The sequence below is a fragment of the Litorisediminivivens sp. KMU-197 genome (genome assembly GCF_056858395.1).
In genome coordinates this window covers 25,775-47,803 of sequence record NZ_JBXEQG010000016.1, presented here as the reverse complement: position 1 = coordinate 47,803, position 22,029 = coordinate 25,775, and the positions used below count along the sequence as shown (strand labels likewise).

At 60.7% G+C, this 22,029-nt stretch carries 15 protein-coding genes; 9 read left to right on the top strand and 6 right to left on the bottom strand.

Translation table 11 applies throughout. The annotated features are described in order from the left end of the window. Positions 1 to 27: 27 nt before the first annotated feature. Positions 28 to 1,065, bottom strand: coding sequence for a GlxA family transcriptional regulator (locus tag AC04PT_RS19365; protein WP_482875437.1), 1,038 nt, complete (start codon positions 1,063 to 1,065; stop codon positions 28 to 30). Between the two features lie 97 nt (positions 1,066 to 1,162). Between AC04PT_RS19365 and AC04PT_RS19360 the strand changes: the two genes are divergently transcribed. The 4 genes from AC04PT_RS19360 to AC04PT_RS19345 are packed head-to-tail and all read left to right on the top strand — an operon-like array spanning position 1,163 to position 6,285. After that, complete coding sequence (locus AC04PT_RS19360) at positions 1,163 to 2,416, top strand: sarcosine oxidase subunit beta family protein (RefSeq protein WP_482875436.1); 1,254 nt, start codon at positions 1,163 to 1,165, stop codon at positions 2,414 to 2,416. 12 nt (positions 2,417 to 2,428) lie between these two features. Then, on the top strand, positions 2,429 to 2,731 hold the full coding sequence (locus AC04PT_RS19355) for a sarcosine oxidase subunit delta (RefSeq protein WP_482875435.1): 303 nt from the start codon (positions 2,429 to 2,431) through the stop codon (positions 2,729 to 2,731). Next, positions 2,728 to 5,718, top strand: coding sequence for a sarcosine oxidase subunit alpha (locus tag AC04PT_RS19350; RefSeq protein WP_482875434.1), 2,991 nt, complete (start codon positions 2,728 to 2,730; stop codon positions 5,716 to 5,718). Before AC04PT_RS19355 ends, AC04PT_RS19350 begins: the two co-directional genes overlap by 4 nt. Positions 5,719 to 5,727: 9 nt before the next feature. Continuing rightward, positions 5,728 to 6,285 (top strand): sarcosine oxidase subunit gamma family protein, encoded by a 558-nt coding sequence (locus tag AC04PT_RS19345; RefSeq protein ID WP_482875433.1) that lies wholly within the window; start codon positions 5,728 to 5,730, stop codon positions 6,283 to 6,285. Positions 6,286 to 6,478: 193 nt separating this feature from the next. Here AC04PT_RS19345 and AC04PT_RS19340 read toward each other — a convergent pair whose 3' ends face one another. The 5 genes from AC04PT_RS19340 to repA form a co-directional block, all read right to left on the bottom strand. After that, positions 6,479 to 8,077, bottom strand: coding sequence for a pilus assembly protein TadG-related protein (locus tag AC04PT_RS19340; RefSeq protein ID WP_482875432.1), 1,599 nt, complete (start codon positions 8,075 to 8,077; stop codon positions 6,479 to 6,481). Positions 8,078 to 8,300: 223 nt separating this feature from the next. Continuing rightward, a complete protein-coding gene (locus tag AC04PT_RS19335) occupies positions 8,301 to 9,959 on the bottom strand; it encodes a pilus assembly protein TadG-related protein (RefSeq protein WP_482875431.1) in 1,659 nt (552 codons plus the stop codon). A 247-nt stretch (positions 9,960 to 10,206) separates the two neighbouring features. After that, positions 10,207 to 11,298, bottom strand: coding sequence for a plasmid replication protein RepC (gene repC, locus AC04PT_RS19330; RefSeq protein WP_482875430.1), 1,092 nt, complete (start codon positions 11,296 to 11,298; stop codon positions 10,207 to 10,209). Between the two features lie 228 nt (positions 11,299 to 11,526). Next, positions 11,527 to 12,489 (bottom strand): plasmid partitioning protein RepB, encoded by a 963-nt coding sequence (gene repB, locus AC04PT_RS19325; RefSeq protein ID WP_482875429.1) that lies wholly within the window; start codon positions 12,487 to 12,489, stop codon positions 11,527 to 11,529. Further along, a complete protein-coding gene (gene repA, locus AC04PT_RS19320; protein WP_482875428.1) occupies positions 12,489 to 13,691 on the bottom strand; it encodes a plasmid partitioning protein RepA in 1,203 nt (400 codons plus the stop codon). Before repA ends, repB begins: the two co-directional genes overlap by 1 nt. Positions 13,692 to 14,414: 723 nt before the next feature. Here repA and AC04PT_RS19315 point away from each other — a divergent pair. From AC04PT_RS19315 to AC04PT_RS19295, 5 genes are all read left to right on the top strand, one after another. Beyond that, positions 14,415 to 16,418: a hypothetical protein gene (locus tag AC04PT_RS19315; RefSeq protein ID WP_482875427.1), complete on the top strand. Its 2,004-nt coding sequence runs from the start codon at positions 14,415 to 14,417 to the stop codon at positions 16,416 to 16,418. Positions 16,419 to 16,507: 89 nt separating this feature from the next. Beyond that, on the top strand, positions 16,508 to 18,004 hold the full coding sequence (locus AC04PT_RS19310; RefSeq protein WP_482875426.1) for an ATPase: 1,497 nt from the start codon (positions 16,508 to 16,510) through the stop codon (positions 18,002 to 18,004). Positions 18,005 to 18,139: 135 nt separating this feature from the next. Next, positions 18,140 to 18,640 carry a GtrA family protein gene (locus tag AC04PT_RS19305; RefSeq protein ID WP_482875425.1) on the top strand — a complete coding sequence of 167 codons (501 nt, stop codon included), beginning with the start codon at positions 18,140 to 18,142 and terminating at the stop codon, positions 18,638 to 18,640. 13 nt (positions 18,641 to 18,653) lie between these two features. Continuing rightward, positions 18,654 to 20,228 (top strand): NAD(P)/FAD-dependent oxidoreductase, encoded by a 1,575-nt coding sequence (locus AC04PT_RS19300; RefSeq protein ID WP_482875424.1) that lies wholly within the window; start codon positions 18,654 to 18,656, stop codon positions 20,226 to 20,228. Between the two features lie 94 nt (positions 20,229 to 20,322). Continuing rightward, positions 20,323 to 22,029 (top strand): hypothetical protein, encoded by a 1,707-nt coding sequence (locus AC04PT_RS19295; RefSeq protein ID WP_482875423.1) that lies wholly within the window; start codon positions 20,323 to 20,325, stop codon positions 22,027 to 22,029.

Sequence of the window (22,029 nt, the reverse complement as noted above, 5' to 3'; positions counted from 1 at the left end):
GTGCAGCGAATTTGCGACCGATCCGCGCTATTGTCTGGCGTTCAGAAGTACGCCGACGGCAGGCAAATCCTCGCCTTTCGACGCCTGCGCCCGACGATATTCGCCGGGCAGGATCCCACGCTCGGCCTTCAGCACCCGCGCCAGATGCGGACCGTCGCAGAAACCGGCTGCCAGAGCGATCTCCGAGACCGTGTCGCTGGTGTTGCGCAGCCGTTGCACCGCGCGATCAAGCCGCAGGTCGAGGTAGGTCCGCGCAGGCGTCTGCCCAAGGTCGGCAAGAAAACGGCGCTCCAGTGTGCGGCGCCCGACGCCAAGCTTGCGGGCCAATTCGGCCACCGACAGCGGCAACTCGATGTTCTGTTGCATCCGGAGGATGGCCCGCCGGACCAGCGTGTCCTTCGGCTGGCGTGCCGTCTGTTGCAGGGGTTGAGCCTGTTCGCCGCGCAGCGCCTGATCGATGACCATGATGTTGAGGCTCTTGATCGCCGCCGATTCGCCGACGTGCCGCGACACCAGGAAGGCTGCCAGATGCGCCGAACCATGTCCGCCCGAGCAGGTCAGCCGGTCGCGGTCGACAACGAAGATCTGGTCCGACACCGGCTGCACCGCTTCGAACCGGTCGACGAAATCCTGATGGTGAAACCAATTCACGCAACAGCGATAGCCGTCGAGCAGCCCTGCCTCGTGCAGGATGAAGACACCGGTACAGAGGCCAGCGATCGGCGTCCCGGCGTGTGCCTGCGTCACGAGGAATGCGCGTTCGGCCCGGCTCAGCACCGGCTCGTCGCGCATCACGCCGCCCACCACCACGATGTAATCGTAGCGCCCCGCGCGGCGCAGCGCGGTGTCGGGCGTCACCCTGACCCCGCAGCTTGACCGCACCGGGGCCATTGTCTCGGACAGGACCGCCCAGTCGCACAGGATAGGGCGTGAGTGGTCCGCATCGTCCGCCGCCAGACGCAGGACGTCGACGAAATTGGCGAAGGCCGACAGCGTGAAATCGCCCGCCAGCAGAAAGCCGACCCGGAGCAGCTTTCGCGGCGGGGTTTCGGGGGTCGTGGGCATGACGCAATCCTACAGTCCAAGTGACGCAATAATACCCGCCGTGCACGCCTTGCGCCAGTACTCCCTGCGTCAGATTTCTGTCGCGAGGTGCCACCCCATGACCCATTTCAGCGCCTTCAGCCTGCTGAAGAATTCCCTCACCGGCCACAAGAACTGGTCCGAGCAATGGCCCGACAGCCAGCCGAAGAAGGAATACGACGTCATCATCGTCGGCGCCGGCGGGCACGGGCTGGGCGCGGCCTATTATCTGGCCAAGGAACACGGCATCACCAATGTCGCGGTGATCGACAAGGGCTGGCTGGGCGGCGGCAACACCGGGCGCAACACCACGATCATCCGGTCGAACTATCTCTATGACGAAAGCGCGCGGCTCTATGACCACGCGGTCGACCTGTGGGAGAATCTCAGCCAGGAGCTGAACTACAACGTCATGTATTCGCGGCGCGGCGTGCTGATGCTGGCGCACAATGTGCACGACGTCCAAAGCTTCAAACGCCACATCCACGCCAACCGGTTGAACGGCGTCGACAACCGCTGGCTGACCCGCGAGGAGTGCAAGGAATACTGCCCGCCGCTGTCGATCTCGCCCAACGCGCGCTATCCGGTCATGGGCGGTGCCTTGCAGGAACGCGCCGGCACCGCGCGTCACGACGCGGTGGCGTGGGGCTATGCCCGCGGCGCGGCGGCGCGCGGCGTCGACATCATCCAGAACTGCCCGGTCACGGCGATCCGCCGTCACGCCGACGGATCTGTCGCGGGGGTGGAGACAGCGAAAGGCTTCATAGGGGCCAAAAAGGTCGCCGTCTCCGCCGCCGGCCACACTTCGGTGGTGATGGAGACCGCGGGCGTCCGCCTGCCGCTAGAGAGCTATCCGCTTCAGGCGCTGGTATCCGAGCCGGTCAAACCGGTCTTCCCCTGCGTCGTCATGTCGAACGCGGTTCACGCCTATATCAGCCAGTCCGACAAGGGCGAACTGGTGATCGGCTCGGGGACCGACCAGTACACCTCATACAGCCAGCGCGGCGGTCTTCCACTGATCGAACACACGGTCGCCGCGATCTCGGAGGTCTTCCCGATCTTCAACCGGATGCGGATGCTGCGCAAATGGGGCGGCATCGTGGACGTGACGCCAGACCGCTCGGCGATCATTTCGAAGACGCCGGTGGACGGTCTCTACGTCAACTGCGGCTGGGGCACTGGCGGCTTCAAAGCCACCCCCGGCGCGGCCCACACCTTTGCGTGGACCGTGGCCAAGAACGAACCGCATCCCATCAACGCGCCCTTCACCATGGAGCGCTTCCGCACCGGCCGGCTGATCGACGAAGCCGCCGCCGCCGCCGTCGCACACTAGGGAGACCCGACCATGCTTCTGATCCATTGCCCCTACTGCGACGAGACGCTGCCCGAGGCCGAATTTACCTACGCGGGCCAAGCGCACGTCATCCGCGCCGAGAACCCCTCGGAGCAGACCGACGATGAGTGGCAGGACTTCCTGTTCATCCGCGAGAACCCCAAGGGGCCGCATTTCGAACGGTGGCGGCACTTCCACGGCTGCGGTCGTTTCTTCAACGCCGTGCGTGACACCGTGTCGGACAAGTTCCTCACCACCTATGAGGCGGGCGCACCGCGTCCCGATCTCTCCCGCCTGACGGAGGGCCTGAAATGACAAGCTACCGTGTTCCGGGCAAAGGCCGTGTTGACACCACGCAGCCCGTGGCCTTCACCTTCGACGGCAAGCGCTTCGAAGGTGCGCAGGGCGACACCGTCGCCTCGGCCCTGCTGGCCAACGGCGTTCACCTGATGGGCCGCTCGTTCAAGTATCACCGGCCGCGCGGCCCGGTCGCCGCCGGGTCCGAGGAACCCAATGCACTGATCGGCACGCGTCGGGGCGCCGGGCGGTTCGAGCCCAACACCCGCGCCACGGTGCAGGAGATCTGGCCGGGCCTAGAAACCACCTCGCAGAACAAGTACCCGAGCCTCAAGTGGGATATCGGCGCGGTCAACGATGCTGCCTATATGCTGTTCTCGGCCGGGTTCTACTACAAGACCTTCATGTGGCCGAAGTCGTTCTGGCACAAGGTCTACGAGCCGTTCATCCGCGCCGCCGCCGGTCTTGGCGTGGCCCCGTCCGAGGAAGACCCCGACACCTATGCCTCGCGCTACTTGCACTGCGACGTTCTGATCGTCGGCGCCGGTCCGACCGGGCTGGCGGCCGCGCGGGCCGCTTCGGTCGACGGCCTCAAGGTGGTGCTGGTGGACGAAAACCCCGAGGCGGGCGGTACGTTGCTCTTTGAGCCCCAGGCGCAGATCGACGGGACACAGGCCTGGGACTGGCTGGCCGCGGAACTGGCGGCGCTGGAAGGCTTGGGCGTGAGGATCATGACCCGCACCACCGCGATCGGCTATTACCACCAGAACATGATCGGCATGGTCGAGAAGCTGACCGACCATCTGCCCGACCTGCCCGCCGACACGCCGCGCGAACGCATGTGGCGTGTCAGGGCGAAGCAGGTGGTGCTGGCGCAGGGCGCGCTGGAAAAACCGCTCGTGTTCCACGGCAACGACCGCCCCGGCGTGATGCTGGCCGGGTCCGCGCAGACCTACCTCAACCGCTACGGCGTGCTGGTCGGCCGCCGGCCGGTGGTGTTGACCACGCATGACAGCGCTTGGTACGCCGCCTTTGACCTTGCCGATGCGGGCGCATCGGTGCAGGCCATTGTCGACACGCGCGCCACGGTGCGCGACGATCTTCTGGCCGAGGCAAAGGCGCGGGGCATCCCGGTTAAGCTGTCGCACACCGTCACCGACACCTCCGGACGCCTGCGCGTCAGCCAGGTCCGCGTGAACCTTGTGCAGGGCGACACGGTCGGCAAAGGCGAGAGCCTTGCCTGCGACTGCCTCTGCATGTCCGGTGGCTGGACACCCTCCCTGCACCTGTTCTCGCACACCAAGGGATCGCTGGCCTGGAACGAGGATCTCACCACGTTCCTGCCAAAGGATACGCCCGAGGATTGCGTCATCGCGGGCGCGAGCCGTGGGCTCTGGGGCATCGAGGCTGCGTTGAACGACGGTGCCGACAAAGGCCGCGAGGTCGCGGCCGCACTTGGGAAGTCCGCCACAGCGACCGTTTACACCGTCGCAAAGGACCGGCCGGGCACCGGCACCAGCCATACCGAGTTGCCGACCGACCGCAGCGCCGGCAAGGCCAAGGCCTTCGTCGACTACCAGAACGACGTCACCGCAAAGGACCTGCGCCTTGCGGTGCGCGAAGGCATGCGTTCGATCGAACACGTCAAACGCTATACCACTAATGGCATGGCCACCGATCAGGGCAAGATGTCCAACATCAACGGGTTGAACATCGCCGCGGACGCACTGGGCAAGAGCCAGCCGCAGGTGGGTCTCACCACCTTCCGTCCGCCCTACACCCCGACCAGTTTCGGGGCCTTCGCGGGCTATCATCGCGGTACGCATTTCGAAGTGACGCGCAAGACGCAGATCGATGCCTGGGCCGAGGAAAACGGTGCCGTCTTCGAACCCGTCGGCCAATGGCGTCGCGTATGGTACTTCCCGAGGCCGGGCGAGGATATGGACACCGCCGTGCGCCGCGAGTGCGTCGCCACACGGGCCAGCGTCGGCATCTTCGACGCCTCCACCCTCGGCAAGATCGAAGTGGTCGGACCGGACGCGGTGAAATTCATGAATCGCATGTACACCAACCCCTGGACCAAGCTCGCCCCGGGGCGCTGCCGCTACGGGTTGCTACTGGGCGACGACGGCTTCATCCGTGACGACGGGGTGATCGGGCGACTTGGACAAGACCGTTTCCACGTCACCACCACCACCGGCGGTGCGGCGCGGGTCATGAACATGATGGAGGACTACCTCCAGACCGAGTGGCCCGATCTGAACGTCTGGTTGACCTCCACGACCGAGCAATGGGCCACCGTCGCGCTGAACGGACCCAACGCCGCCAAGCTGCTGGCACCGCTGGTCGAGGGCGTGGAGATCACCGACGAAAGCTTCCCGCATATGTCCTGCACCGAATGCACCGTCGCCGGCATGCCCGCCCGCCTGTTCCGCATCAGCTTCACCGGCGAGATCGGTTTTGAGGTCAACGTGCCCGCTCATATGGGCCGCAGACTGTGGGAGGCCCTGTGGGAGGCCGGGCAAGCGCATGACATCACCGCCTACGGCACCGAGACGATGCACGTGCTGCGCGCCGAGAAGGGCTATATCATCGTCGGGCAGGACACCGATGGCACGGTGACACCCCTCGATGCCGGCATGGGCTGGGCCATCGGCAAGAACAAGCCCGATTTCGTCGGCAAACGCGGCATGGCGCGTCCCGATCTGGTGGCCAAGGGCCGCAAGCACCTCGTCGGACTGCTGACAGAGGATCACGCCAAGCTGGAGGAAGGCGCGCAGATCGTCTTTGACCCGCATCAGGCGAAGCCGATGAAAATGGTGGGGCATGTGACCTCGGCCTATCACTCCGATGCCGTGGGTCGGCCGATCGCGCTGGCGCTGGTCGAGGGCGGGCAGGACCGCATGGGCGAGACCGTCCATATCCCGATGCCGGATCGCACCATCGCTGCCAAGATCACCAGCACCGTCTTTTTCGATCCCGACAACGCCCGTCTGAAAATCTGAGGCCGCTCGATGAACGCACCCATTTCCTCATTCACGTCGCAGCCGCTCGCCGAGACCTCCGCTGCCCGTGTCCGCCTTGCCCCCCCCTGCGCGCGACTTTCCCTGCGCGCCCGGGGTGATCTCTCGCCGCTGAACGCTGCCCTCGGCCTGACGCTGCCTGGCCGCATCGGCCAGCGCACATCTGCAGGCGAGGTCGAAGCGCTCCGCCTCGGTCCCGACGAATGGATCCTGCATGCACCGACGGCGATGGCGGACAAGCTTCAATCCGCCTGCGCCGAGATCTACGACCGCCTGCCCCATAGCCTTGTCGACGTCTCCGGACGAGAGGTCACATACGCGATCGACGGCGCTAGCGCGGACGAACTGCTTACCTTGGGAATGGCGCGCGATCCAGAGAGCATCCCGCTGGGCGAGGGCCGCCGGATCAACTTCGACGGGGTCACCGTGGTGCTCTGGCGTGACAGCGAAACCGGATTCCGAATGGATCTTTGGCACAGTTTTGCGCCGCACGTGCTTCACCTGCTCAAGACCGGATGCAGCGAGCTAGCTGCAGAGGCGCGCCATTAGGTCAGCCGGCCCTGGTCGACAGCATCTTAAGAATTTCACTTGGCGTCTCGGGGCGGCCTTATCCGGGCCGCCGCATCATACCGCCCTACCCTGCCCTCCCAGCTCGCCATGTTGACTGTCCTGCAGAAGCTCAGGCCGCGCATGGCCGCCATCCAGCAATTTGCATCATTTGGTCAATTAAGCCTCTGAAGCCTCACCGTACCAGCATCGACTCCGTCCGAAACTTCTCATCCAGTGACGAACTGGCAGTGAAGCCGGTCATGTCGGTGATCTCGAATTTCAGCGACGAGTTCCCACCGGTTGTGGCCGACGGCTCGGCGACGAAGATGGTCATGTTGAGCACGAGGTCCAGATCATCGGCTTGCCCCTGAATGTCTGAGGCATTGCAGTTCACCACAGCCACGAAGGATTCTCGCCGGTCTGTCTGCGCATAGGCGGCATGTTGCGGCGCTGCCATCTGATAGCTGGTGCCCAGTGAATTTTCGTAGCGGTAGATGTCATAGCGCGACGGCAGCGCCCCATTGGCAATCCACGTTGTGCGATCGGCATCCGGCATGCCCGGATAACGCTGGATGATGTCTTCCAACTGATCGTTCGTCGCGGTCCAAGCAGTGCCGTGTCGCACTTCCCAATACCCTGGCTCCCAGGTTCCGCCGTCCGTGGCGCAGTCCGCCGGATTTGCGTTGGCGTGGCTGTGTTGTTCCAGCACGGTGTCCTGCTGGGTGAGGTCTGTTTCGTCCGGAGGCACACGGCACACGCCGTCCAGATTCCACGCACCCGATTCGGCCCACCGGCCGTTCGCGAACCCGTCGGCATGGGGCGGCAGCAGCATGACGTCATTGTCGCCGTAATCGTGCGCGACGTTTATATCGGGTGAATAGTACATCTGTATCTCGTCGTCGCGCTTGCTGTTCATCGCGCCACCGTATTGGCCAAAACGAACATTCCAGCCCGGTGCGACGGCGGTGTCGAAATTGCCCGGCTCGGTATCCACCGTCAGCTCTTCGTAGCAAGTCGGGTTGTTTCCGGCCAACGCGTCGCGAACATCGCTCGCCCCTGACGCGCTTGGCAAGCGCAGGAAGCCCCAGTTGCCGGCCCCGGAATCCGATTGCGCGGAATAGAACAGGTCGAACAGCCGCCCGTGAAATCCGCCTGAATTGAAGCTGTTCAGCATGCCGTAATCGGAAGTCGTGCTGCCGGTATAGCCCGGCTCTGTGGTGCCCGGTTCGAACGGGTTGCAGATATAGACCGGCGCAACCTGACACGCCGCACGGCTATAGGTTGCCACAGCCCAAGCACTGACCGGGACGTTGTCGGTCAGCCCCAGCACCCGGTGAAATAGCGGCTCCAGCCCGTCCGAGCGTGCTGCGACATAGACATAAGCCGCATCCGCATCGCTGGTGGTGCCCAGCGTGGAAAACACCGAGTTTATCGGTTGGTCGTCATCGGCGGGGATGTCGGTCAGGAAGACGACATCGAAGTCATCCGTGGTGCTGTTCTGCACATAGGACAGATCGTACTGCGGGATCGACGCGTCGCGCGACAGCATGCTCACGTTGTTGATGACCGCTGTCATGGCGGCGTGAGCATCGTTTATGGCGCCGGCTTCACCGTCCAGCTCAAGCGCTGCGGTCAGCGCCATGGAATCCGCCGCTGCCTGAAGGTCGCCATGGGAATTGTTGCCACGCGTGACGTCGATGATCAGCAATGCAAATGTGAGAAAGACCGGTAGGACCAGCAGGGACAGGACCAGGACAAACCCTGATTCCGAGCGAAGAAATCGTTTAGACATAGCCAACTCCATTGAAAGACCGGACGAAAATGCCCGAAATGCACGGAGTACGCAGAAACGATAGCAGTATGCAGGTTTTTCCCGGAAAAACAATTATCTGGCGGATAGATGGAATGACTGGCGGGCACCTGAGGGGCGGTTCTCACACGGGCAAGTAGCGCGAAAACACGCTATAGTTTAGTTATTGCGATATATGCTCCTCCAAGAGGAGCGCCGGGGTGGATTATCGCACAAGCTCGGATTCCTCCCGGAATTTCTCGTTCAGTGCAGTGCTGCCCGTGAAGCCGACGAGGTCGGTCAGTTCGAAATCCAGCGGATCCTGAGACCCCTCCCACGGAGACAGCGAGAACATGGTGCCGTAAGAGACCACTGGCAAATCCGTCCCCGCACCGCTGAAGGCCAGGTCTTCGCAATTGAGGATTGCGGTGAACAACTCGCGTCGTCCCGGAACGCCGGTCACGCCGCTCGGCGCATCCTCGAGCCCTATTGAAAGCTCGTAATTGTAGATGTCGAAGCGCGACGGAAGAGTATTGTCATCAAGGACACCGTTTTCGCCGGGATAGGTACGGCGGATTTCGGAGTTTTCGTTCAGTTCCGCCGGATTGCTGGCCAAGTGCGCATCCCAGTGCTCAGTATGCTTGCGGTACCAATAGCCGGGTTTCCAGTCTCCGCTCGTCGTGCCATCCGTGCAAGCGCTGTCCACGACACCAAAGTCAGTGACGGACTCGCCACCTTGGAGGCCTGTCGTCCCGCTGAACAGGACAGTCCCATCACTGGCCTGACACCAGCCGCGCAAATTCCATTCGCTGTTCAGTTGATTGGCACCGATTTCGGGCTCTGCCCCGATGTAGGCCCCCGAGGTGCCGTTGACCGGCTGTACCATCACTGCATTGGCCCAGGCTGAATCGCCATCGGCGTTTGCGCCGTTTCCCGGCAGGTCCTGATGCGTGAAGTTGTGCAAGTTCACATCCGGCGGATAATCGGAGGCAGTCCGCCTGTAGTTGCCGGTATAGCTACCGTGCCTTGTATTAAAGCCGTCCTTGGCGCCTTGGGTCTTGCCCGGCTTGGTGTCCACGAGGTTGCCGGAATAGCAAGTCGGATTGTACCCGGCCAAGGCACGTTCAAGTTCGCAGCCGCCACCACATCCGCTGCTGCTGTTGACGTCGATGTAGCCCCAGTTGCCGGGTGCCGCAGACCCGCCCTGCTGGCCGCCCCTGTTGTTCTGCCCGATCATCCGGATCATGCGCCCATGCATCCGGCCTTCGTTATAGGCGTTTAAAAGGACGTCATAGGCCAGCCCTTCGTCCTCGAAGGGATTGCAGATGAACAGGGGGGCCACTTGGCACGCCGCTTGGTTATGCGTCGCAACCGCCCATGCACTGACGGGCACGTTGTCGGTCAGCCCCAGCACCCGATGAAAAAGTGGCTCCAGGCCACTTGAGCGCGCTGCGACGTAGACATACGACGCGGCCGTGTCGCTGTTGGTGCCCGCCGAAGAAAACACTGATTGGATCGGGGCGGTGTCATCGTCGGGAATATCCGACAAGAATACCACGTCGAAATCATCCGTAGCGCTGCCCTGAACATAGGACAGGTCGGTCTGCTTCGGCCGTGCATCTGAGGTATCGCGCGACAGCATGCTCACGTTATTGACGACCTGCGTCATGGCAGCATGGGCATCATTTATCGCGCCCGGCTCACCGTCCAATTCGCGCGCTGCCGCAAGTGCCATGGCATCAGCTGCGGCCTGAAGATCACCGTGCGCGTTGTTGCCCCGCGTGACGTCGAGGATCAACAAGGCAAACGTAAGGAAAACAGGAAGGAGCAAAAGGGAAAGGACAAGAACAAACCCGTTCTCCGAGCGGAAAAAATGTTTTGACATAGCGACCTTGGAATAAAAATTAGACTACAGAGACCGAAATTCACGGCTATCCCTTTAATAATTACACTATCCGCCGAATTTCTTGAAGAACTATTGTGTCGTGGACTGGGTAGGTGGCATTGCCACTGGTCGTTCGTACATCGTGGTTCCACGCATTACAGAGCCCGCGACACGACTTGAAAGCAGTTGGTTGCGCCCTGCCCTGCTGCCACATCGGCACATATTGTCCGCGGACAATTTCATCGGCTCAAGCAGTATGGACTTGCGCACGAGCAAGACGCTTGATGAGCCTGTTGGGATCGAATTCACGGCTCTTGGCTCCGGACGTTATTGATCGGAAATACGCGCCGATATTCCGGATCTTGCTATGCGACTGCACGAGTGCCCAAACGGTTATGGCGGCTTCAAAGGGGTCAAGTCGTCTAAGCGCTGCCCGATAGGCATGGTCATCAATGCCAATCATCGGTGCCATCATTCTGGCGTGGGCAATGACGTCGCAGACGGTTTTGACCGCTGTCGGAGCGAATTGCGTGGTTTCAGGACAGGCTGTCAAAAGCTCTGACAGCGATACGGCTTCCGTGTCATTCATCGCGGGTTGCCGTTGGTCCGTGGGGCTTCCCTTATCAATAATTTCTTTATTTGAGCTATGAAGGTGCCGGACATTCTGGCCGTATCTGCCGGACACGGTCGTCGTTTCGTAGTCGATCGTCTCCATATCTCCTTCTGCCGCTACGGGTGCCGGCGACAGATCCAGAAGGATATGCTCGCATTGCTCAATCGTCAGTTTTCGGCGGAGCGCACGCTTGGCAGCAGCGGCGCGTTCACTGTCGGGTTCATATTGCAGAATGTCATTCGCGGCTGCCCGTATTTTCATCCGCAGATAATCGAGCACCTCACGCTCCTGGGCGATCTCGGCCGCTTGCCGTGCGATCTCATGAAGGGCATCGAAAAGGGGGGAGAGGTCGAACCCGAAGCGCAGTGCCTTTCCCTCCAGAGCATTCCGACGTGCGAACCGCTTTCTGTTCGGGCTGTCGCGTCTGACCAACAAGCCATGCTCTTGCAGTATCGCCGCATGCCTTCGGATCGTCCTTTCCGAGATCCCGTTGCGACGGAATGTCAGTGTATTGTTCGAAGCGAATACCGTGTGGTGGTTCCGTTTCGGGGGCAGACACGACAACATCGCATCAAGCGTTGCAAGCACGGAGGCGCCGAGCCCTAACCTGGGGGCCGCGGTACGCAAGGTTTCCATGACGATATGTCTTTCAGGGATTGGATTGTCCGCGGACAACAGACTGCCCGTCCGCTCTGCGACCGAGGCGGATGCTTGATTGAATGCCATGTTTTCTTTCACGGCAACCGGTCGGGAAGATGCCCCGATTTCACTGGTTTTCAGAGAAAAGGCCGCAAATCACAGTTCAACCGAATCGGTTGTTGTTGACTGTGTCGGAGAAGCTGGTACATCTGAAAGTGCTAAGAACGGATTGGGCTCTCCGGGGATGACCTTGGGGGGCTCTTTCTTTTCTGGCTGCTTGTCGTGCTCCTGTTTGTTGTTGTCTGCTCGATTTTATCAGCCAGAATGGTGTTCTGACTGCCACGCCTCATACAGGCGCTTCAGCTCGGTTTCGGCGTTCTCGCGCATCCACCGGGCAAATTCAGGTGTATTCGATTTGGTCAGCGTTACAGTCAAGGCGCGCGCGGTGTCCTTGACCTCAGCCAACTTGGTTCCGTCTTTGAGCATTACAGAGAGGGCAGGGGAGGGGGCCGCAGGGTTTGTCGCCTGCGCCTTGACAACGGCGCTAACCGCGTCCGATACCTTGGCAAACCGCTCATCCGAACCTTGGGCCCCATCTAGATCGAGCGCCCCCACTACCTTCAGAAGGTTTATATCGTTGCTGCGAACCGTGTTCGCCAAGTCCTCCCACCGTCTGCGGCCGATTCCGTGTGCCGAGCCGATAACTTGCACGACCGACTCGGAGACTGTCCTTACGACCTTGGTCATCCGGGACAGCATCGGCTTGTCGATGGCCAAGGCATCTAGAATGACGTCCTGTTTATATCCGGCTTCGGCAAGCTCGGTAGCGAACAGAGCCTTTTCTATGAAGCTCGGGTCAAGGCGCTGGGCGTTTTCCTGCCCCTGCGCCAGGATCGCTTCCTGATCCGACAGCGACCGAACCAATGCCTTTGCCGGCAGACCGATTGAGCGCAGAGCCAGAAGCCGACGACGCCCGTAGACAATCCGATACTGGCCGGGCCGGTCCGAGACCGGGCGGACCATGATAGGGACCTGTTGGCCATGTGATTTGATGCTTTTCGCCAGGGACGCGACATCGGCGTCCGCGAACGCCAAGCGATCCTTCGGACCACTGTCTTCGATGGCCTCGACGGGAATTTCCCTGACCGCGTTGTTGGAGAGGTCCTTGAGAGTGGACTTCACGCCGCTCATCGCACCAGTGTTCGGAAACCGAGGCTTCGGATCATCCCGCGGGTCTTCGGGCGGAGGAGGGGGTTGGAACAGATTTCTACGTGCCATCAATCCACCTCGCGTCCCCAAGCCTGTTGAATTGTCTTCTCGAACTCGTCAGCCACACCGTTCACGCTCTCCATGATCCGGTCGAGCGTCTTCTTGACCACCTGCGACGGCTCCAGTTCATAGATCGTCTGCTGGGTCATGCCCGCGTCCGAAATGGCAGTCGATTTCAACATCGGAGACGTGAGAACCTGATCCAGCAAGATAGATCTGAGGAAGCCTGCCATCTGCGATTGCGGCACATCCGTAGGCTCGTACCTCGCAATCAGGAATTTTAGGAAATTCCAGTCGATCGGACCGGTGGCATTCTCGAGCGTCTGAACGGTTTCGCCCGCCATTTCAAGGAATTGTGCCATGGAGGCCACGTCAAGCATGCTGGGTACGACCGTGATCAAAAGCCCGGTCGAAGCCAGCAGCGCCGTCATGGTCGTGAAGCCCAGCTGAGGCGGACAGTCGATGATGACCAAGTCATAGTCCTGCTCGATCTCGTCCATCGCGATGGCAAGCCGTTGGGTGAACGGTGGATCAACCTTGTGCTGTAAGGCATAGGCCGTTTCGGTTTCATATTCGGACAGAAGGAGGCCGGCCGGTGCCAGGTCGAGATTGTGAAAGTATGTTTTGCGGATCACCTGACTGAGAGGAACCGGGTCTTCGTATTTCAATGCATCGTAGACGGTCCCGCTTTCGGCGAATTCGATTTCCGGGCGATATCCGAACATCGTCGTCAGGCTGGCTTGCGGATCCATGTCGATGGCGAGGACGCGGTAGCCTCTGAGCGCATAACGCTGCGCCAAGTGAATGGCAGTGGTGGTTTTGCTCGAGCCGCCTTTGAAATTGACGATCGATACGACCTGAAGCGCGTCTCCTTCGCGACGTCCGGGAAGATAGGCATCACCATTGCGACCGGTGCGCGCCATCACATGGCGGATGCGGTCGATCTCTTGTGCTGAATAGAGCCTGCGACCCCTTGTGTCGGTCTCGACATCCGGGAAATCACCTTCTTGGTGCCTTGTCCGCAGATTGGACATGCTGATGCCGGTCAGCTCCGACACTTCGGCTGGATGGAACTTGCGCAGCACCTTCCGGCTGTCCGGTTGGAAGCTATTGCGCATGTGATAGTCCAATGCCTCGGACAGTCGAATTGCATTGGAAGCAATTGACGCCGCGATCGAACCAGGGTTGGTAAATTCCGCCTTTGTGTCCATTCTGCCCTCGTGACCTCTTGGTGGGTCTTTTCTGTTTCGTCGCGAGAATGCGCAAATTCCGCAACCTTGCGACAATTGAACTCATGACACGCAACTTACTTTCACACAATATTTTTCTGCTCTTTCATGGGCACCTAGGATTGCAATGGTGAGGAGGTCTTAGCAGAAGCTCGCGTAAGTTATTGATTTGAAATGTGATTATTGTGCCGCCCGTCGCACACGTGCAATATGTTGTGCCTGCTTGAGGCGAAGGCCCAAAACCCGCGATACGTCCGCCAGCCGAATCGAACAAGTCACTAGGCCGCAGTTTGATGCATCTAGTTAGACCTTTCCGGCACCTCGCAAATCCAGGCAGAACCTGCGTTTCTGCGATGCGCCGAGCTAAGCGCCCTGATATCATCTAAGAACCCACGTTATCGGACCCTGCAATGTCCGCAAGTAGCGGCGCATATTGAGCCGAAGGCCTAGTGAAAGCGCCGCGTCTTTGGGTCTATAAGCGCAAAAAAGGCGCAATGAATTGGCTGATAACAGCATCAGACCCGCGCGCTCGTAAATCATAAAGGTTGCTGGGCTGCACCGCTTACAGAGCCATCCGCCGCATTGCGCCGAGCGTTTCCAATCCCTCAACACAGTGCCAGCTTGCGCCGACATCGGCCAAGAGCCCGCTATACCGTTCCAAGAAAAATCGAAAATGTTGCACGTTCCTACCGACTTGCGTTAGCTTTGCGCTATTGCGCAGCTAAATTTCAGAAAGCAGGTTCTATGACGCGAGAGCACCGCGGCCTCTTCACCTCACCTGCCAGCATTCCGGTCGTCTTCGTCATTGCACTGATCCTTTACGGCATCTTCCAGTTCACGTTGGCCCCCGAATTTCTCAATGAGTTCCACCCACAGGACAACGACGACGCTCTTCGGTTGCTTTCCGTGCGCGACCTATTGGCAGGGCAAAATTGGTATGACCACGTCCAGTACCGGATCCTGCCGCCTCAAGGGCTGGAACTGCACTGGTCGCGGCTGATCGACGGCATCCTCGCGGCAGGGACCTTTGCGCTGCGCCTGTTTACAGACGCAAACATGGCCGAACGGCTGATCGCCGCGATCTGGCCGGCACTGCTCTTCGTCGCGTTCCTCGGGTTGACCGCGCAGGCTGCCGACCGTGCCCGAGGGCCTTCGGCCGCCGCCTTCGCGATGATCGCCGTGGCGTTGTTGCCCGTGCTCAACGTCAGTTACTTCTCACTCGGACGGGTCGATCATCACAATGTTCAACTTGTCTGCATGATCGGATTGCTAAGCAGTCTTCTGGTCGACAACCAGCACCGTCGCGCCGGGTTTGCAGGCGGGGCCTTTGCTGCGATCTCGATCTCTGTCGGCCTCGAAATGTTGCCATTCATTGGTGTCTGCCTGCTGATCCTTGTCACTCGGTTCCTGCGCGATACCTATGGCGCGCGCGACCGGATGCTGGCCTTTGGCCTCGCCTTCGGCGCGCTGGCCATGTTGCTCTTTCCGGTCGAGGTGCCGCCCTGGAAATGGCGCGAAATTCATTGCGACCGGATGGCGCTGCCGGTCGTATCGTTGGCGCTAGGGACACTTGTCTTCGTGTTTCTCGCCTCGGCATTGGCGCGCAATCTGGTCGGGGTATTCAAGAGGTTCCTGCTGACCCTGGTGGCCGCCGTGGTCGTCGCGGGACTAATTTATTTCGTTGTGGCACCCTGCCTGGCCGGTCCTTTTGTCAATATGCCGGACAGAGTGCAGGCCGACATCGTATCGAAAATACTGGAGAATACCGCCGCTTGGGACCTGGTTGCCAACAACCCCCGATCGGCAATCACCCATTATCTGCCCTACCTGATCCTGTTGCCGTTCCTGCTGTTCGGTCCCCGCGACGAAGGCGAAGACCTGGTGGCAGTGTTCGTTCTGCTGGGACTTCTTGGTGCAGCGTTCCAGCTGCGCGCGTTGATCTGGGGGCTGGTTGTGCTGCCGCTGGGCTACGGTTTGGTGATCGAGCGCCTCGTAAACCGTCCCTGGGGTGGGTTCCGGCGCATCTTCAAGCCGTTCATAGTGATCGGTCTGTCCGCACTCTTCTTCTACCCGCCGATACTTTACAAGTGGAACGAGGCCCTGCCGCCTAGTAGCCGGACCCCGCAGGATCAGGCTTGCAACAATCCGCAGGACTTGCGCGCTGTGGACGAAGTACCAAACGGACTGGCGCTGACCCCGCTGGGACTTTCGGTGCCACTGATCTTCTACACCGGTCATTCGGTGACGTCGGCCCCATATCACACCCGCAGTGATGCCCACGACAACGGCGTAAAGTACCACAGCGGTACGCCTGAAGCGCTGATCGCGGGCATGGAAACACTGGGGGCGGACTTTGTCGTGGTGTGTAGCGGATCGCGCTATGGCTCGGACGACAGCGCCGGCACGCGCCTTGCACGTGGCGAGACGCTCGAGGGGCTGACTGACCTCGCCCTCGCGGACAGCCGCCTGCGGGTGCTGTTTAGGTCAAACGAACTGCCGGTGTTGGGAAGCGATCTGCTCGACGCGCCTGCGCCGGACCAGTCCGAGGTCGCCGTAGACGGAGACGCGCCCGCGCCGGTGGAGCCGGACGTTCCACTAGACCCGCAACAGACACCGGATCAGTTAGCGCCGGTGCCAACTGACGGGTCTAACTCCGAGGCACCGCTGTCGGAGGAAATCGTGCCATTACAGAACGCGCCGCTCGAATAGGAAACACTCCTTTGCCTTGACGGGTGGCCCGCCTTTGAAGAATCATCATTTGCCCGCAGCGCGGGCCTGGCCGCGAAAAGGTGACGCCCGTGTTTAAGAAGGTCTTCAGTCGCAACACCGCCGAAAAAGTCGAAACACCGCTTGTTCTGGATGAACCGGTGCCTGCGCCGGAGGCCGCCGAACCAGACCATTCCCACGCGCACGAAACCTCAACACCTGAACTGGAGACGCCCGAAACACCTGATCTCGCAGACGTTCAGGATGCGGTAGACGACGACACCGAGGGTCTTGTCGTTGATCGCGAGTCCAAGAACTACGAGTATCCGTCCCCACCCAAGGATATTGCAGGGACGGGCCTGACCGAAAGCTATCTTCTGAACCTGACCTGCAAGATCATGCAGGAAGGCGGCACCATGACCCCGTTGCAGATAGCAACGGTGATTTGCCTGCCCAAGCTGGTGGTGCGTCAGCTGATCAAGATCATGAGCCAGAAGCAGCTGGTCGAAGCGCAAGGACTCGAGAGCGAGGACATCAAGTCCGACGTGCGCTATTCGCTGACCGACCTTGGACATGCATGGGCCCGCGAAGCCAACTTGCTGTCGCAGTATGTCGGCCCGGCGCCGGTGACGCTGGAAATGTTCGAGAACCAGATCCGGCGTCAGTCGATCATGAATGAGGAAATCCACCGCAGCGAACTTGATGTGGCCTTTTCGCACCTCGTTATTCCTGACATCCTCAAGGCTCAGCTTGGCCCGGCCGCCAACTCCGGCCGTTCGATGCTGCTGTGGGGAGAACCCGGCAATGGCAAGACATCACTGGCGGAGGCGCTGGGGAAATCGCTGCGTGACCGGGTTTATTTTCCGCATGCCATCCTCGTCGGCAACCAGATCATCAAGTTTTTCGACGAAACCCTGCATGAACCTTTCGAAATGCCGCAGGACGGGCCGCGACTGGACCCGCGCTGGATGCCGTGCCACCGACCAGTGGTGATTGCGGGCGGCGAGTTGACGCTCGACATGCTGGATCTGCGGTTCGAGCAGACCGCTCGCTTTTACGAGGCGCCAATGCACCTCAAAGCGCTCTGCGGCATCTTCGTGCTGGACGATTTCGGTCGCCAGTTGGAAACTCCGCAGGCCTATCTCAACCGCTGGATCGTGCCGCTTGAGAAGGGCTTCGACATCATGTCGCTGCACACCGGCAAGAAATTTACCGTGCCCTTTGACCAGCTCGTGGTGTTCTCGTCGAACATGCTGCCCGAGGAATTGGGCGACGACGCCGCGCTGCGCCGTATCTATTTCAAGATCTTCGTGCCGTCGCCGACACGCGAAGACTACATGAAGATCTTTCAAGATGTCTGCGCGACTGTCGACCTTGAGTGGAACCAGCCGGTGATGGATGAATTCTTCACCAAACGCTACGAGGACGGCGGATTTGTCACCTCGGGTGCGCACCCCGGCTTCTTGTCGCAGCACATCCTGGCGGCCTGCCGCTACCTTGACCGCGAACCCGAGCTCAGCATGGAGCTGCTGGACCTCGCCTGGCGCAACGTCGCCGCCAGCAGGAAGCGCAACATCCGTCCAGAATGACCGGCTGAACGTTTGATTCCGACCTTGCGCTGACGCGGCAGCCAGGACGGATTGCGTCCGCGTTATAAGTATGACGTACTGAAAACGCACTGTTCTTGGCAAAACTGTTGTCTGAGAACGCAAAAAGGTTAAGAATTGCAATGCATTTGTCATCCGTTCCTGTGGGAGCAATTCTTGATCAAGCGATTTCTCTTGTGTTCTGGCCTCGCAGCGCTCGTGAACATGATCGTGGGCTACCTCCTGTATGGGCCGCTCGGCTTTGACGAGGGAGCGTCTTTCGCCTTTGCAGTGTCCACGGCGTTCCTTGCGGGGATGGGCGTCAGCTTTACCCTGAACCGGCGGTTCACCTATCCGGCCTCGGGGCGCGATCCGCGCAGCGAATTGCGTGACTTCTTCGGCGTATCGATCGGCGGAGTGCTGTTGACCACCGGTATCGCGCACGCACTGGACACCTGGGCCGCTGGTCTGATGACCCAAGCCGCGGCATCGCTGTCCTCGCTGCTCATGTCTGAAACCATGGCACATGGCATCGCGGTTGGATTGACCGCCTTCTATTCCTTCTTTGCGCATAAATTGATCAGCTTTCGGGCCGCCAGGTATGCCGGGCGGCTGACACCGGCCGGCGCCGGGCAGTAGGGCGGGCGGGAAGGTGGCGCAGCGCATCGCCGTGATCATCGGCGCAGGACCTGCGGGGCTGACCGCAGCACATGAACTGATCACCCGGACGGATATCAAGCCGCTGATCTTCGAGGCCGATACCCAGGTCGGCGGCATTTCCAAGACGGTGAATTACAAGGGCAACCGGATCGACATCGGCGGGCACCGGTTCTTTTCCAAGTCGGACCGTGTGATGGACTGGTGGGCCAAGGTGCTGCCGCTGCAGAGCGGGGCAGGGGAGGGTGAGAGCATCACTGTCTCGTACCAGAACAAGCACCGCGACGTGGCGCCCGGCGCTGCGGATCCTGACAAGGTCGACGAAGTCATGCTGGTGCGCAATCGCGTGTCGCGCATTCTCTATGGTCGCAAGTTCTTCGACTATCCGCTGAAGCTTCGGCCGGCGACCTTTCGCAACCTCGGCCTCGCGCGCAGTCTGCGGATCGTCGGCAGCTACGGCATGGCGCGGCTGAAACCGATCAAGCCAGAAGTGACGCTGGAAGACTTTGTCGTCAATCGGTTCGGACGTGAACTATACGCCACCTTCTTCCGCGACTACACTGAAAAGGTCTGGGGTGTGCCATGTACCGAGATCCCCGCCGATTGGGGGGCCCAGCGGATCAAGGGGGTGTCGATCAAGTCGTTGATCCGCCACATGCTTCGCAAGCTGAAATCGGACAGCGGCGGCGTGCGCCAGAAACAAGTCGAGACCAGTCTTATCGAACGCTTTCTCTATCCCAAGCACGGGCCGGGGCAGCTGTGGGAGGTGGTGGCACGCAAGGTGACCGAGGCCGGCGGTGAATTGACCTTCGGCGCTCGGGTTGTCGCGGTACAGCATGACGGAAGGCGCATGACATCGGTGACGGTCGAGACAGAGGATGGCACCCGGGAGGTGCCTGCCGACATGGTATTCTCGTCGATGCCGGTGCAAGAGCTTATCGGCGGTTGGCAGCCACCTGCACCCGAGCCCGTTGCACAGGTGGCCCGCGACCTGCCTTATCGCGATTTCATCACCGTGGGCGTGTTGCTGAAAAGGCTGGCTCTGGATGGTGGCGTGGCCCCTCACGAACTGGCCGAGAAGGTGCCGGACAATTGGATTTACGTGCAAGATTCCGACGTCAAGGTCGGCCGCTTGCAGCTTTTCAACAACTGGAGCCCCTATCTGGTGGCCGATCCCGAAACGATCTGGATCGGGATGGAATATTTCGTCGACGAGGGCGATGATTTCTGGACCATGGACGACGATGCACTGGCGCATTTTGGTGTTTCTGAGCTGGAAAAGCTGGGCGTCGCTTGGGCAGGGGATGTGGCCGATCACGTTGTGGTACGCACCCGAAAGGCCTATCCGGCCTACTTCGGCAGCTACGACAGATTCGACCAGATACAAGATTTCGTCTCGCGGTTTGAGAACCTGTACTGCGTCGGGCGCAATGGGATGCACCGCTACAACAACCAGGATCATTCGATCCTGACGGCCATGGTCGCGGTGGACGGTATCGCCGAAGGGCGCGACACGCGGGATGAGTTGTGGCGCGTGAACACGGAACAAGATTACCATGAATCCCGCTGAGCCTGTTCGCAGGCTCAGTACTTTGGCGGCGATCATTGCTGCGCTGATAGCATCGAGGCCTTATCAGGGTATCCGTCACGACGCCGAGCTTTACATGGCACAGGCGCTTCGGTCCGGCGGGGCGGAGGCGCTGGATCAGGACCTGACCTTCAAGTACGGCAATCAACAGAATTTCTCTCTGTTTGACGCCGTTTACGCGCCTCTGGTCTCGTCACTGGGGCCGTCAGACGCTCATTTCCTGGGTTGGGCTGCCGGTCTCGCAGTCTGGACAGCCGCGCTCGCATATCTTGTCCGGGCATTGGGATATGGGTTTGAACGGCTGCCGATCATCATGATCTGTGTCCTTCTGATGAGTCCTGCATACGGTCTCGGCTCACTGCAATATGCCGAAGCCTTCGTGACGCCGCGAATTTTTAGTGAAGCCGCGGCGATGGTGTTCCTGGGACTGCTGGTCCGGGGACAGAGCGCTGCGGGTCTGTCAACTTGGCTGGTCAGTGCCATAATTCACCCTCTCATGGCGCTGCCGGCGGGCATCGTCGGGCTGCGGCTGCTGCTTCGCCCGGTCAGGGTGTTCTGGGTGACGCTAGCCGCCGGAACCGCGCTGACCCTTGCTCTTGCGATTGCTGGTATCCCGCCTTTCCATTGGCTCTTGCAGCGCCTTGATCCGGAGTGGGCACATATCGTGCGCCATCCACTTCACGTGACATTCCCCGACACGTGGCTGCCAAGAAGTTACCTGCATTCCGTTCTTCCACTCGTGGCCCTTGCGCTTGCCGCCACACAGTGCAAGGGGCCGATCAAGGCCATGGCGGGTGCTTGCCTCTTGGTTGCCGCGCTTGGTTTTGGTGTAGCGCTAATCGGGGGATCTGTCCTTGAGAACAGGCTGATTGTCGCGCTTCAGACCTGGCGCGCGCTCTGGCTGCTGACGCTACTGGGCAATTTGGCGGCGGCGGTGATGGCAATGCAGGGGCCGAACGCGGTGCTGTGGCGGATCGCGGTTCTGGCTTCGATCACGGAACACATCGTCGGGATAACCCCGGTTGCCTCAAGCCTGTTCGGGCTGGCGGTCTTGTTTTCCGCTTTGCCGGGCGCTTACGGTCGATGGGCCTCGGCGGCGCTGGCGGCAGTGGCCACGATGGTCGTCGCAAGTTTGCCGTTTTCGTTGCGGCCTGAACCAGAGGTTTGGCGGCATCTGTCCTTGGCTGTCGCCGCGCTGTTCCTAGCTTCTTTCCGACAATTCAGCGCTTGGTCACGGGTGTTAGTGTCGCTTGGCTGCGTGGCCGCCGCTGTCAGCTTCTGGGACGCACGTACTGATTGGAGAAAATGGTCCGATGCGCCGGTCCTGCCCGATTACATGGCCGCGACCCTCCGCGGCGCGAACGTTTATTGGGAGGGCGGGCGTGAAGCGATGTGGTTCGGGCTCCATGTCCCGCAATTCTTTTCCTGCCGTCAGAAAGCCGGGGTCGTGTTCTATCGTGATCAGGCGATGGAGTTTGCGCGGCGGGCTGACGGTCTGCGGCCTCTCGGCACGGGTGACTTCCGGGTGTCCGGTGTGCCCGGCTGCCCGGACATGCCCGCCGATGGGGGCAAACAGGATGCAGTAACTCTTGCCCAGGTCTGCAAGACGTTACCGGATCTGGACCTCCTGGTTCTGCTGGACGAAGGAACTGGCGGCCCGGGCCAGACTTGGACGCTCCCGGTGGATTTCGGGCGCTTTGTGAAAGGCGTCTGGACCGGCAACGGCATGAAGGATGAGACAACCTGGCGAGTGCATGACTGCCACGAGCTCCGCGACAGGTGA